This is a genomic window from Pantoea sp. S18 (genome assembly GCF_045689705.1).
Taxonomy (GTDB): Bacteria; Pseudomonadota; Gammaproteobacteria; order Enterobacterales; family Enterobacteriaceae; genus Pantoea; species Pantoea symbiotica.
The window spans coordinates 2,323,083-2,338,129 of the sequence record NZ_CP142688.1 but is presented as its reverse complement, the minus strand read 5'-3'; the positions used below and the strand labels follow the sequence as shown (position 1 = coordinate 2,338,129).

17 protein-coding genes are annotated in these 15,047 nt (G+C 52.8%); 7 read left to right on the top strand and 10 right to left on the bottom strand.

Annotation, left to right across the window (positions count from 1 at the left end; translation table 11 throughout):
- Positions 1-35 precede the first annotated feature (35 nt).
- Positions 36-827, top strand: a complete 792-nt coding sequence (gene kdgR / locus VIJ98_RS10825; RefSeq protein WP_154156371.1) for a DNA-binding transcriptional regulator KdgR — start codon at positions 36-38, stop codon at positions 825-827.
- 36 nt (positions 828-863) lie between these two features.
- Here kdgR and VIJ98_RS10820 read toward each other — a convergent pair whose 3' ends face one another.
- Positions 864-1,100 (bottom strand): YobH family protein, encoded by a 237-nt coding sequence (locus VIJ98_RS10820; protein ID WP_008110416.1) that lies wholly within the window; start codon positions 1,098-1,100, stop codon positions 864-866.
- A 215-nt stretch (positions 1,101-1,315) separates the two neighbouring features.
- Here VIJ98_RS10820 and VIJ98_RS10815 point away from each other — a divergent pair, with 215 nt between their 5' ends.
- The 4 genes from VIJ98_RS10815 (at position 1,316) to rlmA (ending at position 3,592) form a co-directional block, all read left to right on the top strand.
- Positions 1,316-1,591, top strand: a complete 276-nt coding sequence (locus tag VIJ98_RS10815) for a YebO family protein (RefSeq protein WP_008110415.1) — start codon at positions 1,316-1,318, stop codon at positions 1,589-1,591.
- A gap of 685 nt (positions 1,592-2,276) precedes the next feature.
- Positions 2,277-2,351, top strand: a complete 75-nt coding sequence (locus VIJ98_RS10810) for a DUF2627 domain-containing protein (RefSeq protein WP_110866451.1) — start codon at positions 2,277-2,279, stop codon at positions 2,349-2,351.
- Between the two features lie 83 nt (positions 2,352-2,434).
- Positions 2,435-2,644, top strand: a complete 210-nt coding sequence (gene cspE, locus VIJ98_RS10805; protein ID WP_008110414.1) for a transcription antiterminator/RNA stability regulator CspE — start codon at positions 2,435-2,437, stop codon at positions 2,642-2,644.
- A 141-nt stretch (positions 2,645-2,785) separates the two neighbouring features.
- Complete coding sequence (gene rlmA / locus VIJ98_RS10800; RefSeq protein WP_154156369.1) at positions 2,786-3,592, top strand: 23S rRNA (guanine(745)-N(1))-methyltransferase; 807 nt, start codon at positions 2,786-2,788, stop codon at positions 3,590-3,592.
- Here the strand turns inward: rlmA and VIJ98_RS10795 are convergent.
- From VIJ98_RS10795 to manX, 4 genes are all read right to left on the bottom strand, one after another.
- Entirely contained in the window at positions 3,589-4,047 is a 459-nt protein-coding gene (locus VIJ98_RS10795; protein ID WP_061718723.1) for a DUF986 family protein, read from the bottom strand. The two genes, rlmA and VIJ98_RS10795, sit on opposite strands and share 4 nt — an antisense overlap.
- A 92-nt stretch (positions 4,048-4,139) precedes the next feature.
- Entirely contained in the window at positions 4,140-4,985 is an 846-nt protein-coding gene (locus VIJ98_RS10790; protein ID WP_008110411.1) for a PTS mannose transporter subunit IID, read from the bottom strand.
- Positions 4,986-4,999: 14 nt separating this feature from the next.
- Positions 5,000-5,800, bottom strand: coding sequence for a PTS mannose/fructose/sorbose transporter subunit IIC (locus VIJ98_RS10785; RefSeq protein WP_008110410.1), 801 nt, complete (start codon positions 5,798-5,800; stop codon positions 5,000-5,002).
- A gap of 58 nt (positions 5,801-5,858) precedes the next feature.
- Entirely contained in the window at positions 5,859-6,830 is a 972-nt protein-coding gene (gene manX / locus VIJ98_RS10780; protein WP_008110409.1) for a PTS mannose transporter subunit IIAB, read from the bottom strand.
- Between the two features lie 511 nt (positions 6,831-7,341).
- Here manX and VIJ98_RS10775 point away from each other — a divergent pair.
- On the top strand, positions 7,342-8,907 hold the full coding sequence (locus VIJ98_RS10775; RefSeq protein ID WP_008110408.1) for a TerC family protein: 1,566 nt from the start codon (positions 7,342-7,344) through the stop codon (positions 8,905-8,907).
- Between the two features lie 48 nt (positions 8,908-8,955).
- On the opposite strand, the gene VIJ98_RS10770 is transcribed toward VIJ98_RS10775, so the two are convergent.
- The 4 genes from VIJ98_RS10770 to pabB form a co-directional block, all read right to left on the bottom strand.
- A complete protein-coding gene (locus VIJ98_RS10770) occupies positions 8,956-10,518 on the bottom strand; it encodes an EAL domain-containing protein (protein WP_154156365.1) in 1,563 nt (520 codons plus the stop codon).
- 219 nt (positions 10,519-10,737) lie between these two features.
- The gene (locus VIJ98_RS10765; protein ID WP_061718726.1) at positions 10,738-12,102 is read right to left on the bottom strand and encodes an L-serine ammonia-lyase; all 1,365 of its coding nucleotides are present in this window, start codon (positions 12,100-12,102) and stop codon (positions 10,738-10,740) included.
- Positions 12,103-12,442: 340 nt separating this feature from the next.
- The gene (locus VIJ98_RS10760; protein WP_154156363.1) at positions 12,443-13,012 is read right to left on the bottom strand and encodes a CoA pyrophosphatase; all 570 of its coding nucleotides are present in this window, start codon (positions 13,010-13,012) and stop codon (positions 12,443-12,445) included.
- A 1-nt stretch (position 13,013) separates the two neighbouring features.
- The gene (pabB, locus tag VIJ98_RS10755; protein WP_154156361.1) at positions 13,014-14,372 is read right to left on the bottom strand and encodes an aminodeoxychorismate synthase component 1; all 1,359 of its coding nucleotides are present in this window, start codon (positions 14,370-14,372) and stop codon (positions 13,014-13,016) included.
- A gap of 110 nt (positions 14,373-14,482) precedes the next feature.
- On the opposite strand from pabB, the gene VIJ98_RS10750 reads away from it, so the two are divergent.
- Positions 14,483-14,680, top strand: a complete 198-nt coding sequence (locus VIJ98_RS10750; RefSeq protein WP_008110398.1) for a YoaH family protein — start codon at positions 14,483-14,485, stop codon at positions 14,678-14,680.
- 14 nt (positions 14,681-14,694) lie between these two features.
- On the opposite strand, the gene VIJ98_RS10745 is transcribed toward VIJ98_RS10750, so the two are convergent.
- Positions 14,695-15,039, bottom strand: a complete 345-nt coding sequence (locus VIJ98_RS10745; RefSeq protein WP_061718729.1) for a RidA family protein — start codon at positions 15,037-15,039, stop codon at positions 14,695-14,697.
- Positions 15,040-15,047: the final 8 nt, after the last annotated feature.

Sequence of the window (15,047 nt, the reverse complement as noted above, 5' to 3'; positions counted from 1 at the left end):
TTTTTTTGAAACACTGTCAAAAAAGGATACGCGCCATGGCGAGCAGCGATAACGATAAACAGCCGGACTCGGTTTCATCGGTGATGAAAGTGTTTGGCATTCTGCAGGCGCTGGGCGAAGAGCGCGATCACGGTATCACCGAATTGTCCCAACGCGTGATGATGTCGAAAAGCACCGTCTATCGCTTTCTCCAAACCATGAAATCGCTTGGTTATGTGGCGCAGGAAGGGGAAAGTGAGAAGTACTCGCTGACGCTCAAGCTGTTTGAACTCGGTGCCAAAGCTTTGCAAAACGTTGATCTGATTCGTAGCGCCGATATTGAGATGCGTGAGCTGTCGCGTCTGACTAAAGAAACCATTCACCTCGGTGCGCTGGAAGAAGACAGCATCGTCTATATCCATAAAATCGATTCACTGTATAACCTGCGTATGTATTCGCGCATCGGCCGCCGCAATCCACTGCACACCACCGCGATTGGTAAAGTGCTGCTGGCATGGCGCGATCGCGCTGAAGTGCAGGAGATCCTCAGCGAAGTGGAATTCCGCCGCAGTACCGCCAAAACCATTGTTACTGCAGAAGGGCTGCTGGCGGTGCTGGATCAGGTGAAAGTGCAGGGATTTGGCGAAGATAATGAAGAGCAGGAAGAGGGCTTACGCTGTATCGCGGTGCCGGTGTTTGACCGCTTTGGCGTGGTGATTGCGGGATTGAGCATTTCGTTCCCCACCATTCGTTTTTCAGAAGAAGCCAAAAATGAGTATGTGGCGATGCTGCACCGTGCGGCGCGCAATCTGTCTGAACAAATGGGCTACCACGACTATCCGTTCTGAAATGAAAAACGGGCTGTTGCCAGCCCGTTTCAACGTTTAATTGTCGACCACTTCGCCACTTTTCTTCAGCAGTGGACAATCGGTTACGCCGACGATACCGCTGTCTGTGTGCAGATACTGTGCTGTAATCATGCCGCGTGCGGTCAGATAGCTGCATTGCAGTCCCAATCCCGCCGCATTTTTATTGCTGCCGGTGAGTACGCCATAGCCGGTTAGCAGCATCGCCAACCAAATTAATGCCACCAGCATAATCGTCCGAATAAGTAGTTTCATCTTTTCTCCTTGTGATACACAACGCAGCGCGTCCAACATGGCTGCGAATCTACTGTAGCAGCATGCCTCGCTTTCGCCATCGAATCGATCAGAGATAACTGAAAGAGGGTCTTGCGGGATAATCTGCTTTCCGTCGCTACCCATTATCTTTTGCCCCGGCAACGAGTAGAATCAGCGGCGGAATAGATGTTTGATTTTTGACTACAGAGGCAGTTATGAACGAATTAGCCGCAAACACCAGCCCGCTGTTTAACTACGGCGTTCTGGCCATCATCATTCTTGTGGCCTTTATTGTCTGGTTCTTTGTTAACCGGGCTAGCGTGCGCGCCAGTGAACAGATCCGTTTGCTGGAAGCCGTTATCGAAGAGCAAAAGAAACAGAATGCGCTACTGCGTCGTCTGGTTGACGCACAGCCATCCACAGCAAAACCACCAGCGGATGAAGACGCGGATGAAAAACGCGATTTTATTCGGATGATCCCGGAACGCTAAGCCGTTGGAAGGGGGCAAATAATCGCCGATAGGGCAACCGGCTGCGCACTGAAATGGTGCGTGGCGGGATAATGCCTTTTAGCGAATTCGCTTCCTAAATCAAGTATGAATAGCGATGATCTCTGCGAGAAAGAATATCAACTAAGATTAATCCTAAGGAGTTTTTGTTAAATCAAGCTCATCAATGTTTTTTTTAACATTTAATTGTTGGGTAGATAGTTAAAATTGAGATAAATGCCACCTAATGTTAATGCGTTTATATGGGGCGCATATTATTGGTTTCTCCTTATTTTGGTGCAAAGCAATTAATAACTTATACCTGAGAAAACTATTTGTACAAGATTTGAACGGCGCGCAGTTGTTGTGTGGCTGGCGAACTTTTTAGTGGAATATTTTTTGATGCCATATTAGTGCAATATTTTTGTCGTACTGTTAACCCCTTTAAAATGTACCTGTTTAGACATTACCGCTGCGCTTGACTAAGTGAGGATTAAGCGCTAACTATACTGACAGATAACCCTTTTTTGCGCATCTTACGGGTTGGGTGTCAATATGTTGATTGATGAAGTGCAGCGCCAATTAACTAATTATGTGCGTCACGTCGATCACCGTTTAAAAATGGCTTGCCATTAATTTACGGATATGTGATAACAAATCGTGGGTCAAACGAGGTACAGTTCTGTTTATGTATGGCATCTTCAGTAAAGAAGTTACGAGTAAAGACGTTGACGTTGAATACCGCTTCCTTGCCGAACCTTAAATTAGTGCCTCATTCAGTAATGTCTCTGGTTTATCTGTAAGTCTGCCTGCGGGCAATATAATCATTGAAAGGAAATTTGCGAAATGGCAAAGATTAAAGGTCAGGTTAAGTGGTTCAACGAGTCTAAAGGTTTTGGTTTTATTACTCCTGCTGATGGTAGCAAAGATGTGTTCGTACACTTCTCTGCAATCCAGGGCAATGGTTTTAAAACTCTGGCCGAAGGCCAAAGCGTTGAGTTCGAAATCCAGGACGGCCAGAAAGGTCCTGCTGCGGTCAACGTTACCCCAATCTGATTTCGCCCTCAGGCTCGGTGCCATGCACCACTGAAACGAATCTTAAAGCCCCGTTCACTGAACGGGGCTTTTTCTTTTATCCTTTCTGTAGCCAGATGATCAGGGTAAACTGCGCCGCGAATTGCTAACCCGGAGTTATCTATGTCTTTGATTTGCCCACTTTGTCATCAGCCTTTATTGCAGCAGGCGAATAGCTTCCGCTGTGAGGCTGGGCATCAATTTGATCAGGCCAAAGAAGGGTACGTCAATTTGCTGCCGGTGCAGCACAAAGGTTCGCGCGAACCGGGCGATAGCGCCGAGATGCTGCAGGCACGGCGCGCCTTCCTCGATGCTGGACATTATCAGCCGTTGCGCGCGGGTGTTGCCGAAATCCTCGCGCAGCACCTGAGTGAGCAACGTTCGCAGCTGTTAGATATCGGATGCGGAGAAGGCTATTACACCGTAGCGATGGCCGACGCGTTACCGCAGGCGCAACTCTTTGGTCTGGATGTCGCAAAAGCAGCGATTCGCATGGCCGCTAAACGCTATCGCACGGTGAGATTCTGTGTGGCCTCCAGCCAGCGTTTGCCTTTTGCCGATGCTTCTCTGGATGGGGTGGTGCGCATTTATGCGCCCTGTAATGAAGAGGAGCTCAGCCGTGTGCTTAAAGCGGGTGGCTACCTGCTAACGGTGACGCCGGGTCCGCATCACTTGCAGCAATTCAAGGCGCTGATTTATCGCGAAGTGCAGCTGCATGCGGCAGAAGAGAAGATGTATGCCGGTTTTAAGCAGATCGATCAGCAAAACATGAATTACAGCATGACGTTGAGCGGAAGTGAGGCGGTGAGCTTATTACAGATGACGCCATTTGCCTGGCGTGCGCGCGAAGAGGTGTGGCAGAAGCTTGCGGCATCCAGCGAGTTTACCTGTGATGCCGACTTCATGCTGACGTTGTGGCAGCGCGACTAACGCGCTTCCACCAGCGTATTGTAGATGCGTTCCAAATCATCCAGCTGTTTGACGGCAATCAGCAGGCGACGCTGCTCCAGTTGCATCACCAGAATGCCGTCTTCCGACAGGTTCATACTCTGAATGCGAGCGTAATCGATCCACACGCTGCCAAAAAACAGTCCATTCTCCTTCATTAGCAGCTTCGGGCTACGCACCCAGAACAACCAAATTGCCATAAAGCACAGCACCATCAGCAAATTGGTGGTGAGTTGCGTGCCATGTTTATCAATGTTGTTCCATAGCAGAATCAGCAGCAGCACCACGAAAATGGCGCTATCAATTTTATGGCGACGGCGCAGCGCGACACGCAGTTTGGTCGGGCCGTTGCGGCGCGGCAGGATCGCTTCATCATAGATGGCGAACAGAATGAAGCCTGCAATCAGCAGGGCGATCAGCGCGTCAGTCAGTGACATAAAATACTCTTCCTCAATCGAAATTACCTCAACGTGGGCGCTCAAGTAATGCCGCTCAAAAATAGCCGGGAGCAGGGCTCCCGGCTGGCTGATTACAGACCGAGCAGGCCGATCCAGTAACCGAAGATACCGAGGGCGAAGAAGCCGACGATAATCCACAACGCATTCACCTTACGACGCAGCAGCCACATACAGCCAAAGGTCAGCAGTAGCGGGATCAGGCCAGGCATGAGCTGATCGAGGATCGATTGCACCGTGGTAACCGTGGTTTTACCGGTCTGGTCAGTGATGCGCGACACCACCAGCGGCACATTCACATGCGTCCACTTGTTGACCAAGGCCCCCATGACAAAGAGGCCGAGAATCGACGCGCCCTCCGTCAGTTTCTGCAGGAAGCCGCCGCCCATATCACTGACGATATCCACACCTTTACGGTAGCCGTACGCCACACCGTAGTAACGCGTTAACAGACGAACCGCGTTAAACAGGATGAAGAACAGTAACGGACCCAGCAAGCTGCCGCTCATGGCGATACCAGCACCGAGCGCAGCAAACACCGGACGCACGGTACCCCAGAAGATCGGGTCACCTACGCCTGCCAGCGGCCCCATCAGACCCACTTTGATACCGTTAATCGCCGCATCATCAATCGGCGCACCGTTGGCGCGCTGCTCTTCCATCGCCATGGTAACGCCGAGTACCGGCGCCGCTACGTAAGGATGGGTGTTGAAGAACTCGAGGTGACGTTTAATCGCCTGTTTACGTTCATCGTTGTTTTCTGGATAGAGGCGACGAATCACCGGCACCATTGAGTAGCAAAAACCCAGCGCCTGCATACGTTCAAAGTTCCACGAACCCTGAAACAGGTTAGAGCGCAGGAACACACCACGGACATCGCCGGGGGTGAGTTTCTTTGGAGTGTTAGTTGTATCAACCATGATTTCACCTGTTCCTAGTCGAGTTCGTTATCGAGGTCATTGTTTGCAGGACCGGCATTTGCAGCACCTGCAACGCGGTTATATTTCGGTGCCAGCTGGATATACAGCACCGCCATCACCACGCCAATCACGCCAAGCGCAACCAGGTTGAAGTTGGTGAAGGCTGCAGTAACGAAGCCAAGGTAGAAGAACGGCATCAGGTAGCCCGCGCGCATCATATTGATGACCATCGCGTAACCGACTACCACGATCATGCCGCCGGCGATGTTCAGGCCGTTGGTGACCACTTCTGGAATCGAGTTCAGCAGTTCCTGAACCACGTGAGTACCAACAGAAATCGCCACGATCAAGGCTGGGATCGCGATACGCATCGCCTGCAATACCAGCGCAGAAACGTGGATCCAACTGATCGCATTAAGATTACCTTTCTCGGCTGCCTTATCGGCGGCGTGCTGGAAGGCGACAGTGATGGTACGCACGATGATGGTCAGAACCTGACCGGCGGCGGCCAGTGGAATCGCCAGCGCGATACCGGCACCGACGCTTTGGCCACCTGCGATAACCAAAATGGTTGAGATAATAGAAGCCAGCGCCGCATCCGGTGCAACGGCCGCACCGATGTTCATCCAGCCCAATGCAATCATCTCCAGCGTACCGCCGATGATGATACCGGTTTTCATATCACCGAGGACCGCACCAATTAAGGTACAAGCCACCAGCGGACGGTGGAACTGGAACTCATCAAGAATCGATCCCATCCCGGCAATACAGGCCACAATAAATATCAAAATGATTTGTAGCGTGGTTATCTCCATTGCATTTCTCCTCTGCAAGGTCTCTAAAATTCGCCCACATATGCAGGCAAAGGGCGAACTACGGATTGACCTTGGCGATCAGGTCCATCATTTTCAGTCGCTGATCGCTGGACACTTTACGTACTTCCAGTTCGATACCGCGTTCATTAAGTTTGCGGAACGCCGTGATATCTTTTTCATCCACCGATACCGCGTTGTTCACCTGCGTTTTGCCCTGACGGAACGCCATGCCACCAATATTGACCGACTTAATGTCCACGCCTTGCTCAACAATCCTTACTACATCCGTGGGATTGGTGAACAGCAGCATCACTTTATCCTGGCCATATTTCGGGTTGTTCCACACGCGAACCATCTTGTCGACATCCACCACATGCGCGGTGACGCCCGGCGGGGCAACCTGCGTCAGCAGGGTTTTGCGCACATGATCGTTGGCCACTTCATCAGACACTACGATGATGCGACTAACGTTGGTCTCTTTGGTCCAGCGCGTGGCCACTTGCCCGTGAATCAAGCGGTCATCAATACGTGCCAGGCCGATTTTCATGTGATCGCCCGGAGCCATCGGTTTCTGCGGCTGAGCAGGCGCTTTCGCTGCAACCGGAGCCGGTGCAGCTGCGGCTTGCGCAGGCGTTTCAGTCTTGAGGGCTTTAACGCCTTCACGACCGGCTTCTACCGCGATGTGAATCAGTTCTTCCAGCGATGGGTTGTCATCACGTCCCATCAGGGTTTCCACCAGCATCGGAATGTTGACGCCGGCGATGACATCATAGCCATCCTTATCTACCACAATGCGGCTGGCCGCATTAAATGGACTGCCACCCCAGGTATCGACCAGGAACAACACGCCCTTTGACGTGTCGAGATCTGCCAGCCGTGCCTGATACTTTTCGATTAGCGTTTCTGCATTTTCGCCGGGAACGAAATCAATCCATCCGACATTTTCCTGCTCACCCAACAGCATTTCTGCTGTTTTAAGCAACTGTTCTGCCGCCCAGCCATGTGTACCAATTACAATAGCAATGGTCACTTGCTACCTCCGTTCGCGTGAGAGATTCTCTGGCATTGCCGGGAATCATTGAAAATTACCGTTAGTGTTTCAGGTGGATCGTTAGTGATGTGATAGAGAAAGAGCATCAATAAATAAAACGAAACAATCCGCTGCACAGCGATAAGGTCGCGATTTATTTTAGTGATCGAAAAAATAAATTATGTGATGTTTGTCAGCTATTTCGAGCGTAACGGCGCTAATGTGTACTTTTGTTCGTTATTCATGCGTTCACGTAGATATTTGTAAATGTAATAAATTTTTTTGACGTCGTTGATGTAACTGATACATTAGCGTTCTGTTTTTTTTTCAGGAGTACCGGGCTTCAGCTCACCTTTATGGACCGTCACCGACGTCGCTCAACATGTTCTCAGCGCTTTTCCGCGCCTGCTTCCACGCTCTTCAGCGTTATCACCACCTGTAACGATCTCTCGTCTCGCCCTCTGGTGCAGATGCAATTTCGTGCGCCTTCACGTTCGGTAAGGAGTCATTGATGGAATTTCTCTTCGACCCCTCAATCTGGGCGGGTTTGCTTACGCTGATCGTGCTGGAAATCGTTCTCGGTATTGATAACCTGGTGTTTATCGCCATCCTCGCGGATAAATTGCCGCCGAAGCAGCGCGATAAAGCCCGACTGATTGGTTTGTCGCTCGCCTTGATTATGCGTCTTGGCTTGCTGTCACTGATCTCCTGGATCGTGACGCTGACGCGACCCCTATTCAGCGTAGGCGATTTCAGCTTTTCCGGACGAGATTTAATTCTGTTGTTCGGTGGTTTGTTCCTGTTATTCAAGGGAACCATGGAACTGCATGAGCGACTCGAGAACCGCGGACTCGAACATCAGGGCAATAAGAGCTACGCCAGTTTCTGGGCGGTGGTGATTCAGATCGTAGTGCTGGATGCGGTGTTCTCACTTGATGCGGTGATTACTGCGGTCGGTATGGTGAACCATCTGCCGGTGATGATGACTGCGGTGGTAATCGCCATGGGCGTGATGCTGCTGGCCTCGAAACCGCTGACGAATTTTGTTAACGCACACCCAACGGTGGTGGTGCTGTGTCTGAGCTTCCTGCTGATGATTGGTCTGTCGCTGGTGGCCGAAGGCTTTGGTTTCCACATTCCTAAAGGTTACCTGTACGCGGCGATTGGCTTCTCGATCATCATCGAGCTGTTCAACCAGATTGCGCGCCGTAACTTTATTAAGCATCAGGAACATCGGCCGATGCGTGAACGCACCGCCGAAGCGATTCTCCGTCTGATGGGTGGACGTCAGCGTAAGCAAGCGACGACCACCGAAGAAACCTCGTTGACCGAAGCGATGCCGCAGGAAGCGTTTAAAGACGAAGAACGCTACATGATTAACGGCGTACTGACGTTATCGCAGCGCTCAATCCGCAGCATCATGACGCCGCGCGGTAACATTTCGTGGGTGGATGTTTCGCGTCCGCTGGATGAAATCCGTATTCAGCTGTTGGATACGCCACACAGCTTATTCCCGGTGTGTCGCGGTGAGCTGGATGAAATCATCGGTGTAGTGCGTGCCAAAGAGCTGCTGGTTGCGCTGGAACACGGTATGGATGTGGCAACCTTTGCCGCTAACACGCCAGCGATTGTGGTACCGGAAACGCTGGACCCGATTAATCTGCTGGGCGTGCTGCGCCGTGCCAAAGGTAGCTTCGTAATTGTTACCAACGAATTTGGTGTGGTACAGGGCCTGATCACGCCGCTGGACGTGCTGGAAGCGATTGCCGGTGAGTTCCCGGATGAAGATGAAACGCCAGATATCATTGCCGATGGCGACGGTTGGTTAGTGAAGGGCGGTACCGATCTGCACTCGCTGCAACAGCTGCTGGATCATCACGAGTTAGTGAAGGCCGATGAAGATCACGCCTCGTTAGCTGGTTTGTTAATTGCGCAGAAAGGCCAGCTACCGCTGCCGGGCGAAGTGATTGATTTACCGCCGCTGCATTTCCAGGTGATTGAGGCGACCGATTACCGTATTGACCTGGTGCGCGTGACCAAAGATAAGCCTTTCGATCATGAAGAACACGCCGAGTAAGTAATCTGATTGATGCGAATAAAAACGGCCACATAAGTGGCCGTTTTTTTATGCGCTTAACTGCGCCTGATGCTGCTCCAGCCACTGCGGGAAATCTTCAATCGGCATGGGACGCGCGTAGAAATAGCCTTGCAGATGGTCGACGCCGCGCTCACGCAAATAGTGCGCCTGCTCGGCGGTTTCCACACCTTCCGCCACCAGCGAAATATTCAGACGCTGCGCCAGCGAGATCACCATATCGGTCACAGTCGCGTTGATCGCGTCGGTGCCAATGGCAGCAGTAAAAATCTTGTCGATTTTAAGCACGTCTGGCTTGAGGTCTTTCAGGTAAGCCAGCGAACTGTGGCCGGTACCAAAATCATCAATCGCCAGACGCACACCAATCTCATGCAGCTGCGACACCACCGATTGATCGATAATCGGCAAGGCATCACGCTCCGTCAGCTCGACCACCAGTTTTGGAATCGGATTGGCGGGCCACCAGATATTCTGCAGGTCTTCCACAATGGCGCGATCGCGGAAATGGCTGGCGGCAACGTTAATGGCAATATGGAACGACGGACATTGCGGCAGGTTGGGCAGCTCATCCACCACTTTCGCCAGTACGAAGCGGGTTAACGGCGCGATCAGGTTCTGGCGCTCGGCCAGCGGAATAAACACGTCCGGCGCAATCCAGCCCTGACGTTGGTTATGCCAACGCAGCAGCAGCTCCATGCCGTCACACTCGCCGCTTTTGGCGTTAATCAGCGGCTGGCAATACACCATAAATTCGTTAGCGGTGATGCCATAACTTATCTGCCAGCTAAGGCTCATGCGGTTAGCGGTCGCCAGCCAGACGATATAACCCATCAGCAGGCTCAGCATCAGCGCCAGCGGCAGCTGTGAAGGCAGCGTGTTGAGCGCCAGCCGGGCGGGAGAAGGGCCATACAAGGTGATGCTGAACGGATAACGCAGCGACGCCTGATCGTAAGCCACTTCATCTTCAGACGGTTCGGTTTGCTCAATCAGCGGATTACCGTATTCAAGGCTCTGACCACCGACGTTGAAGATCGCACGCTCCACCCACGGCAACTGCGGTTCCAGCAGATAGTTAGTCATCAATTCAATATTAATGACTTGCAGCAGGCCTTCGCGGTTATCCAGCGATTTGGGCGTCCACAGCAGCAGCACCGGTGATCCTTTCAACAGATCATTATCCGTAGCTAACATCATGCGCTGATTATTGATGGCTAATTCAGGATAGGTTTGGCTGAAGGAGAGGTTTTGCGGGCCGAAAATACTGGAGCAGTAGAGCGTGTCATCCTGCACCAGCAAAACGGTGCGCACGGTTTGCAGCGCGGCAATTTTCTCAATAAGCGGATAACGCACCTGTGAGCAAGGTACGCCAACCAGGCCGAGCGTGTTGTTGGCGGAAACATCCAGCGGCGAGAACATGCGATCAAAGCGTTCAATCGCGCGGGTGGCGAAATTCAGCGACTGCTGCTCAATGCGCGATTTCTCTTCGATATAGCGAAAAGTCAGCGTCAGGACCAGAACCAGCGAGGCGATCACTAACGCGATAAGCAGTCGCTTACGGCGAAATTGACCCACAAATTGCTGGGGAATGAGCATCAGTAACCACCTTGCAAAACAAAGATTGAAGCCAAATTAACGTGTAGGTTATCGGCATTGAGGCGGCCAGGTTTAGCGCGGCTGAATAAAAAATACGGCACTAAAAAAAGCGCGGCCACAAAGGGCCGCGCTCAAAATCAATGTATCTGGTTTACTCAGTTGGAGGTAGCAACAGATGCAGAAAAATAGTCAACTGTTGCTTTAATCATCAGCGGAGTATTAGTCGCACTGGACCTTAATCGCCAATCCGCCGCGTGAGGTTTCACGGTATTTGGCGTTCATGTCCTTACCGGTTTCGTACATGGTCTCAATCACTTTATCCAGCGACACGCGCGGTTCACTGGTGCGACGCAGTGCCATGCGTGCGGAGTTGATGGCTTTCACGGAAGCGATGGCGTTACGCTCAATGCACGGCACCTGAACCTGACCGGCGACCGGATCGCAGGTTAATCCCAGATTGTGTTCCATACCGATTTCCGCCGCGACGCAAACTTGCTCCGGGCTGCCGCCGAGCAGTTCCGCCAGACCGGCGGCCGCCATGGAACACGCCACGCCAACTTCGCCCTGACAACCCACTTCGGCACCTGAAATCGAGGCGTTCATTTTATACAGCACGCCAATGGCGCCAGAGGCGAGGAAGTAGCGGATAAAGATATCGGGCGTAACGGGTTCGATAAAGTGATCGTAATAGGCCAGCACCGCCGGCACGATGCCGCAGGCACCGTTGGTGGGTGCTGTCACCACACGACCACCGGCCGCATTCTCTTCATTGACCGCCAGCGCGAACATATTCACCCAGTCGATGACATCCATCGGATCTTTCGAATGCTTAGAAGATGAAACCAGCAGACGGCGTAAGGAAGCTGCGCGACGTGGTACGCGCAGTGGGCCCGGTAGCACGCCTTCGGTATTGAGACCGCGATCGATACAGGCCTGCATGGTTTGCCACACATGACCAAAATAGGCGTGAATCTCGTCGCGAGTATGCAGCGCCAGTTCGTTTTTCATCACCAAACCGGACAGCGACAGGCCGCTTTCGCGACAATGGCTGAGCAGCTCTTTAGCAGAGTGGAACGGCCACGGCACAGAAACCTCGTCCAGCACCGGCTGGCCGAAATGCTCTTCATCAATGATGAAACCGCCGCCGATGGAATAGTAGGTTTTACTCAAGATCATCACATCGCCAGCGAAAGCGAACACCGTCATGCCATTCTCATGCAGCGACAGGTTTTCGCTGCGGAACACCATGCCGCCTTCACGGGGGAAATCCACTTCGCGCGCGCCCTTGGCTAACAGCAGACGTTCGCGTTGCTCCACGTCTTTGATGAACGCGGGAATGCCATCGATATCCACGGTGGCCGGTTCGAAACCCGCCAGGCCCATGATAATCGCGATATCGGTGTGGTGACCTTTGCCAGTGAGCGAAAGTGAACCGTAGACGTCGACCGCCACGCGCGTCACGTCCTGCAATTTGCCTTGTTCGGCCAGCAGATCAACAAACTGCTTGCCCGCTTTCATCGGGCCGACGGTATGTGAACTGGATGGGCCGATGCCCACTTTAAACATGTCAAAAACACTAATCACCGGTGACACTCCTCACAAATCTTATTCTGCACGGCAGAAGCCGTTTATGCGGCTAATAGTAATCGCCCATGCTGGATAACGAGCAGCTTTTCGCATGAAATAAACTAATTATAAACCACAGAAATAGTTATCCGTTTCTACAGTTGTGAAGCGGATCGGTTTTCCTGGCGAAAGGCTCACGAAGTGGCGGATTTAGGGCAAATTGCTGGTTAGTTAAGCATTAATATGCATCTGTATGCAGGTGCGCATTAATGCGCACCCTACGAAAAACGCGTCAATCCACTGTAGGGTCGCCATTTATGGTGACCGAAAGGCGCTTAACTGAGGAGCATTAGAGGATTTACGGCAGGGCGATTTGTTGACCGAGCGCACGAATAATTCCGGCGGTCATGCCCCAGATAAAGTAATCCTCATACCATGACAACCAAACCTGATGTTGGCGATGACCGCGGCGTAAGGTGAGATCGCTGTAACGGCTGAGACGCAGCGCTTCCGAAAGCGGCATGGCAAAGGCGCTTTCTACTTCGTCCGGATTAAGCAGCAAAGCAAAATTGGCTGGAATAATGCCCACCACCGGCGTCACGGCGAAACCGGTGCTGCTGGTTACCGCCGGCAGCACGCCAATGATCTGTACCTGCTCCGGCTGAATTCCCACTTCTTCCTGCGCTTCACGCAGCGCGGTGTGGATCAGAGACGCGTCAGTGGCATCCTGCATGCCGCCAGGAAACGCCACTTGTCCCGCGTGCTTACGCAGGTGTGATGAGCGGCGCGTGAGCAGTAAGCCAGGTTCCGCGCCGCTAATAACCGGCACCAGCACCGCCGCACGACGTCCGCTGATAGCGCTTTTTGGCACGTGCAAAGGCGGTTGCAGGACAAAGCGGCTGAGGAACTGCTCAAGGGTTAAACTCATTTCAGGTCTCATCGCGCAGGCTGGGCAGAATACGATTCACCTTATGAAAGGTTTCCTGATATTCGGCGTTCAGGTCGCTATCTGCCACCAATCCACCGCCGGCGGCGCAGTAGAGCTGATGGTTTTCCGCAATCAGCGTGCGAATGGTAATGCTGGTATCCATGCGGCCGCACAGGCTGATGTAACCGATGCTGCCACACCACGCATTGCGGCGATGCGGCTCCAACTCTTCGATAATCTCCATCGCGCGGATCTTCGGTGCGCCGGTAATCGAACCGCCGGGGAAACAGGCGCGCAGCAGATCGGTAGCACTTAGCGTATCAGGCAAACGTGCACGCACGGTGCTAACCAGGTGATGTACCGCCGGGAAAGGCTCGACCACGAACAGTTCCGGCACGCTAACGCTGCCGGGCACGGCCACGCGGCCAATATCATTGCGCAGCAGATCGACAATCATCAGATTCTCAGCGCGATCTTTCTCTGAGTTAGCGAGTTTCTCTGCCTGCAAACGATCGGCTTCGGCATCAGCAAGACGCGGCAAGGTGCCTTTAATTGGACGCGTTTCAATCTCCTGCTGCTGTAAAGAGAGAAAACGCTCAGGCGATAAACTCAACAGCGCGCTGTTTGGCAAACGCAGGAAGGCGCTGAACGGCGCGCGATTAGCCTGCGTGAGACGCAAAAATGCCTGCCACTCATCGCCGCGATAGCCCGCCTGAAAACGCTGCGCCAGATTCACCTGATAGCAATCACCGGCCTGAATATAAGCCTGCACCGCGTGGAACCGCTGCGCATAGGCGTCAAAACTGAGGTTCGACTGCCACTCGCTGGTCAAGGTGAAGGGCTCGGCTGGCGGTGCGACCTGTGCTTGCAGCCATTGCCAGCGCTGTTCGGCATCGTTGAGCGAAATCAGCGTCAGTTTTTGCAGATGGTGATCGGCGATCAGCGCCCAGTCATAAATGCCCACCGCCATATCCGGCGTGGTGAGATCCTGCTGCGCACGCTGCGGCAGAGTTTCAAAGCGCCGTCCCAAATCGTAACCGAACAGACCCAATGCGCCGCCCTGAAAGGGTAAATCGGCATCAAAAGCGGGCGTAACACCCAGCGCGGCGCATTGCTGTTGTACCAGCAGCAGCGGATCGTCGGCAGAGTGAATCACTCCATCACCACAGGTAATTTCGGTGCTGGCGCCGCGCGTGGTCAGTGTGGCGAGCGGGTCGGCGGCGAGGATATCAAAGCGGTTATCCGCGTGATCGGCCTGGCCGGAGGTCAGCAACATCGCCCAGCATTGGTGGGCCAGCGGAGCAAAAAGGTGTAACAGCGTTTCGGGCGTATACTTCAGAACGAGGCTTTTTACCATCATGGGACAAATCACTTCAGCAAGCAGGTCGCTAGCCTGACATATTTTTTTGTTGCTGGCACCCGTTTGTTCCACGTGGTAATAATGCGTCCCCCATGCACCAGGAGTGAATTATGTTTACAGGTCTTCCAGCGTTATCCCACGAACAACAGCAACAAGCGGTTGAACGCATCCAGGAATTAATGGCGGGCGGTATGTCGAGCGGACAGGCGATTGCGCAAGTGGCGCAGGAAATTCGTCAAACCTATAAAGGTGAAGCAATTCGGGCGATGTTCGAAGATGACGAGGATGAAGAAGACGACAACGAATAACGCCCAAACGGATTTTACAGCGCGGCGATGATTTTAATTTCGACTTTATACTTCGGGTTCATCAAACCGGCCTGCACGGTGCAACGCACCGGCGCATTGCCCGGTGAAACCCACGCATCCCAGGCGCGATTCATCGCCGGGAAATCGCTTTTCTCCACCAGGAAAATGGTGGCGTCAAGGATCTTGCTCTTATCCGATCCCACGCGCGTCAGAATGGCGTCAATCACTGCCAACGCATTGGCAGTTTGCGCTTCCGCATCTTCATCCAGATTTTCCGGTACGCTGGTGTAATAGACAGTTTGGTTATGCACCACGGCTTCCGACATGCGGTGCTCAGGATCAATACGCGTAATGGTCATGCTGTTCT

Excerpts from the sequence above, each read along its gene's own strand:
- VIJ98_RS10785 (WP_008110410.1), bottom strand. The coding sequence starts at position 5,800 with ATGGAGATAACCACGCTACAAATCATTTTGATATTTATTGTGGCCTGT.
- VIJ98_RS10760 (WP_154156363.1), bottom strand. The coding sequence starts at position 13,012 with ATGAGTTTAACCCTTGAGCAGTTCCTCAGCCGCTTTGTCCTGCAACCG.
- VIJ98_RS10770 (WP_154156365.1), bottom strand. The coding sequence starts at position 10,518 with ATGCTCATTCCCCAGCAATTTGTGGGTCAATTTCGCCGTAAGCGACTG.
- VIJ98_RS10795 (WP_061718723.1), bottom strand. The coding sequence starts at position 4,047 with ATGTCACTGACTGACGCGCTGATCGCCCTGCTGATTGCAGGCTTCATT.
- pabB (WP_154156361.1), bottom strand. The coding sequence starts at position 14,372 with ATGATGGTAAAAAGCCTCGTTCTGAAGTATACGCCCGAAACGCTGTTA.
- rlmA (WP_154156369.1), top strand. The coding sequence starts at position 2,786 with ATGTCTTTGATTTGCCCACTTTGTCATCAGCCTTTATTGCAGCAGGCG.
- VIJ98_RS10775 (WP_008110408.1), top strand. The coding sequence starts at position 7,342 with ATGGAATTTCTCTTCGACCCCTCAATCTGGGCGGGTTTGCTTACGCTG.
- VIJ98_RS10750 (WP_008110398.1), top strand. The coding sequence starts at position 14,483 with ATGTTTACAGGTCTTCCAGCGTTATCCCACGAACAACAGCAACAAGCG.
- cspE (WP_008110414.1), top strand. The coding sequence starts at position 2,435 with ATGGCAAAGATTAAAGGTCAGGTTAAGTGGTTCAACGAGTCTAAAGGT.
- VIJ98_RS10790 (WP_008110411.1), bottom strand. The coding sequence starts at position 4,985 with ATGGTTGATACAACTAACACTCCAAAGAAACTCACCCCCGGCGATGTC.
- VIJ98_RS10815 (WP_008110415.1), top strand. The coding sequence starts at position 1,316 with ATGAACGAATTAGCCGCAAACACCAGCCCGCTGTTTAACTACGGCGTT.
- kdgR (WP_154156371.1), top strand. The coding sequence starts at position 36 with ATGGCGAGCAGCGATAACGATAAACAGCCGGACTCGGTTTCATCGGTG.
- VIJ98_RS10820 (WP_008110416.1), bottom strand. The coding sequence starts at position 1,100 with ATGAAACTACTTATTCGGACGATTATGCTGGTGGCATTAATTTGGTTG.
- VIJ98_RS10745 (WP_061718729.1), bottom strand. The coding sequence starts at position 15,039 with ATGACCATTACGCGTATTGATCCTGAGCACCGCATGTCGGAAGCCGTG.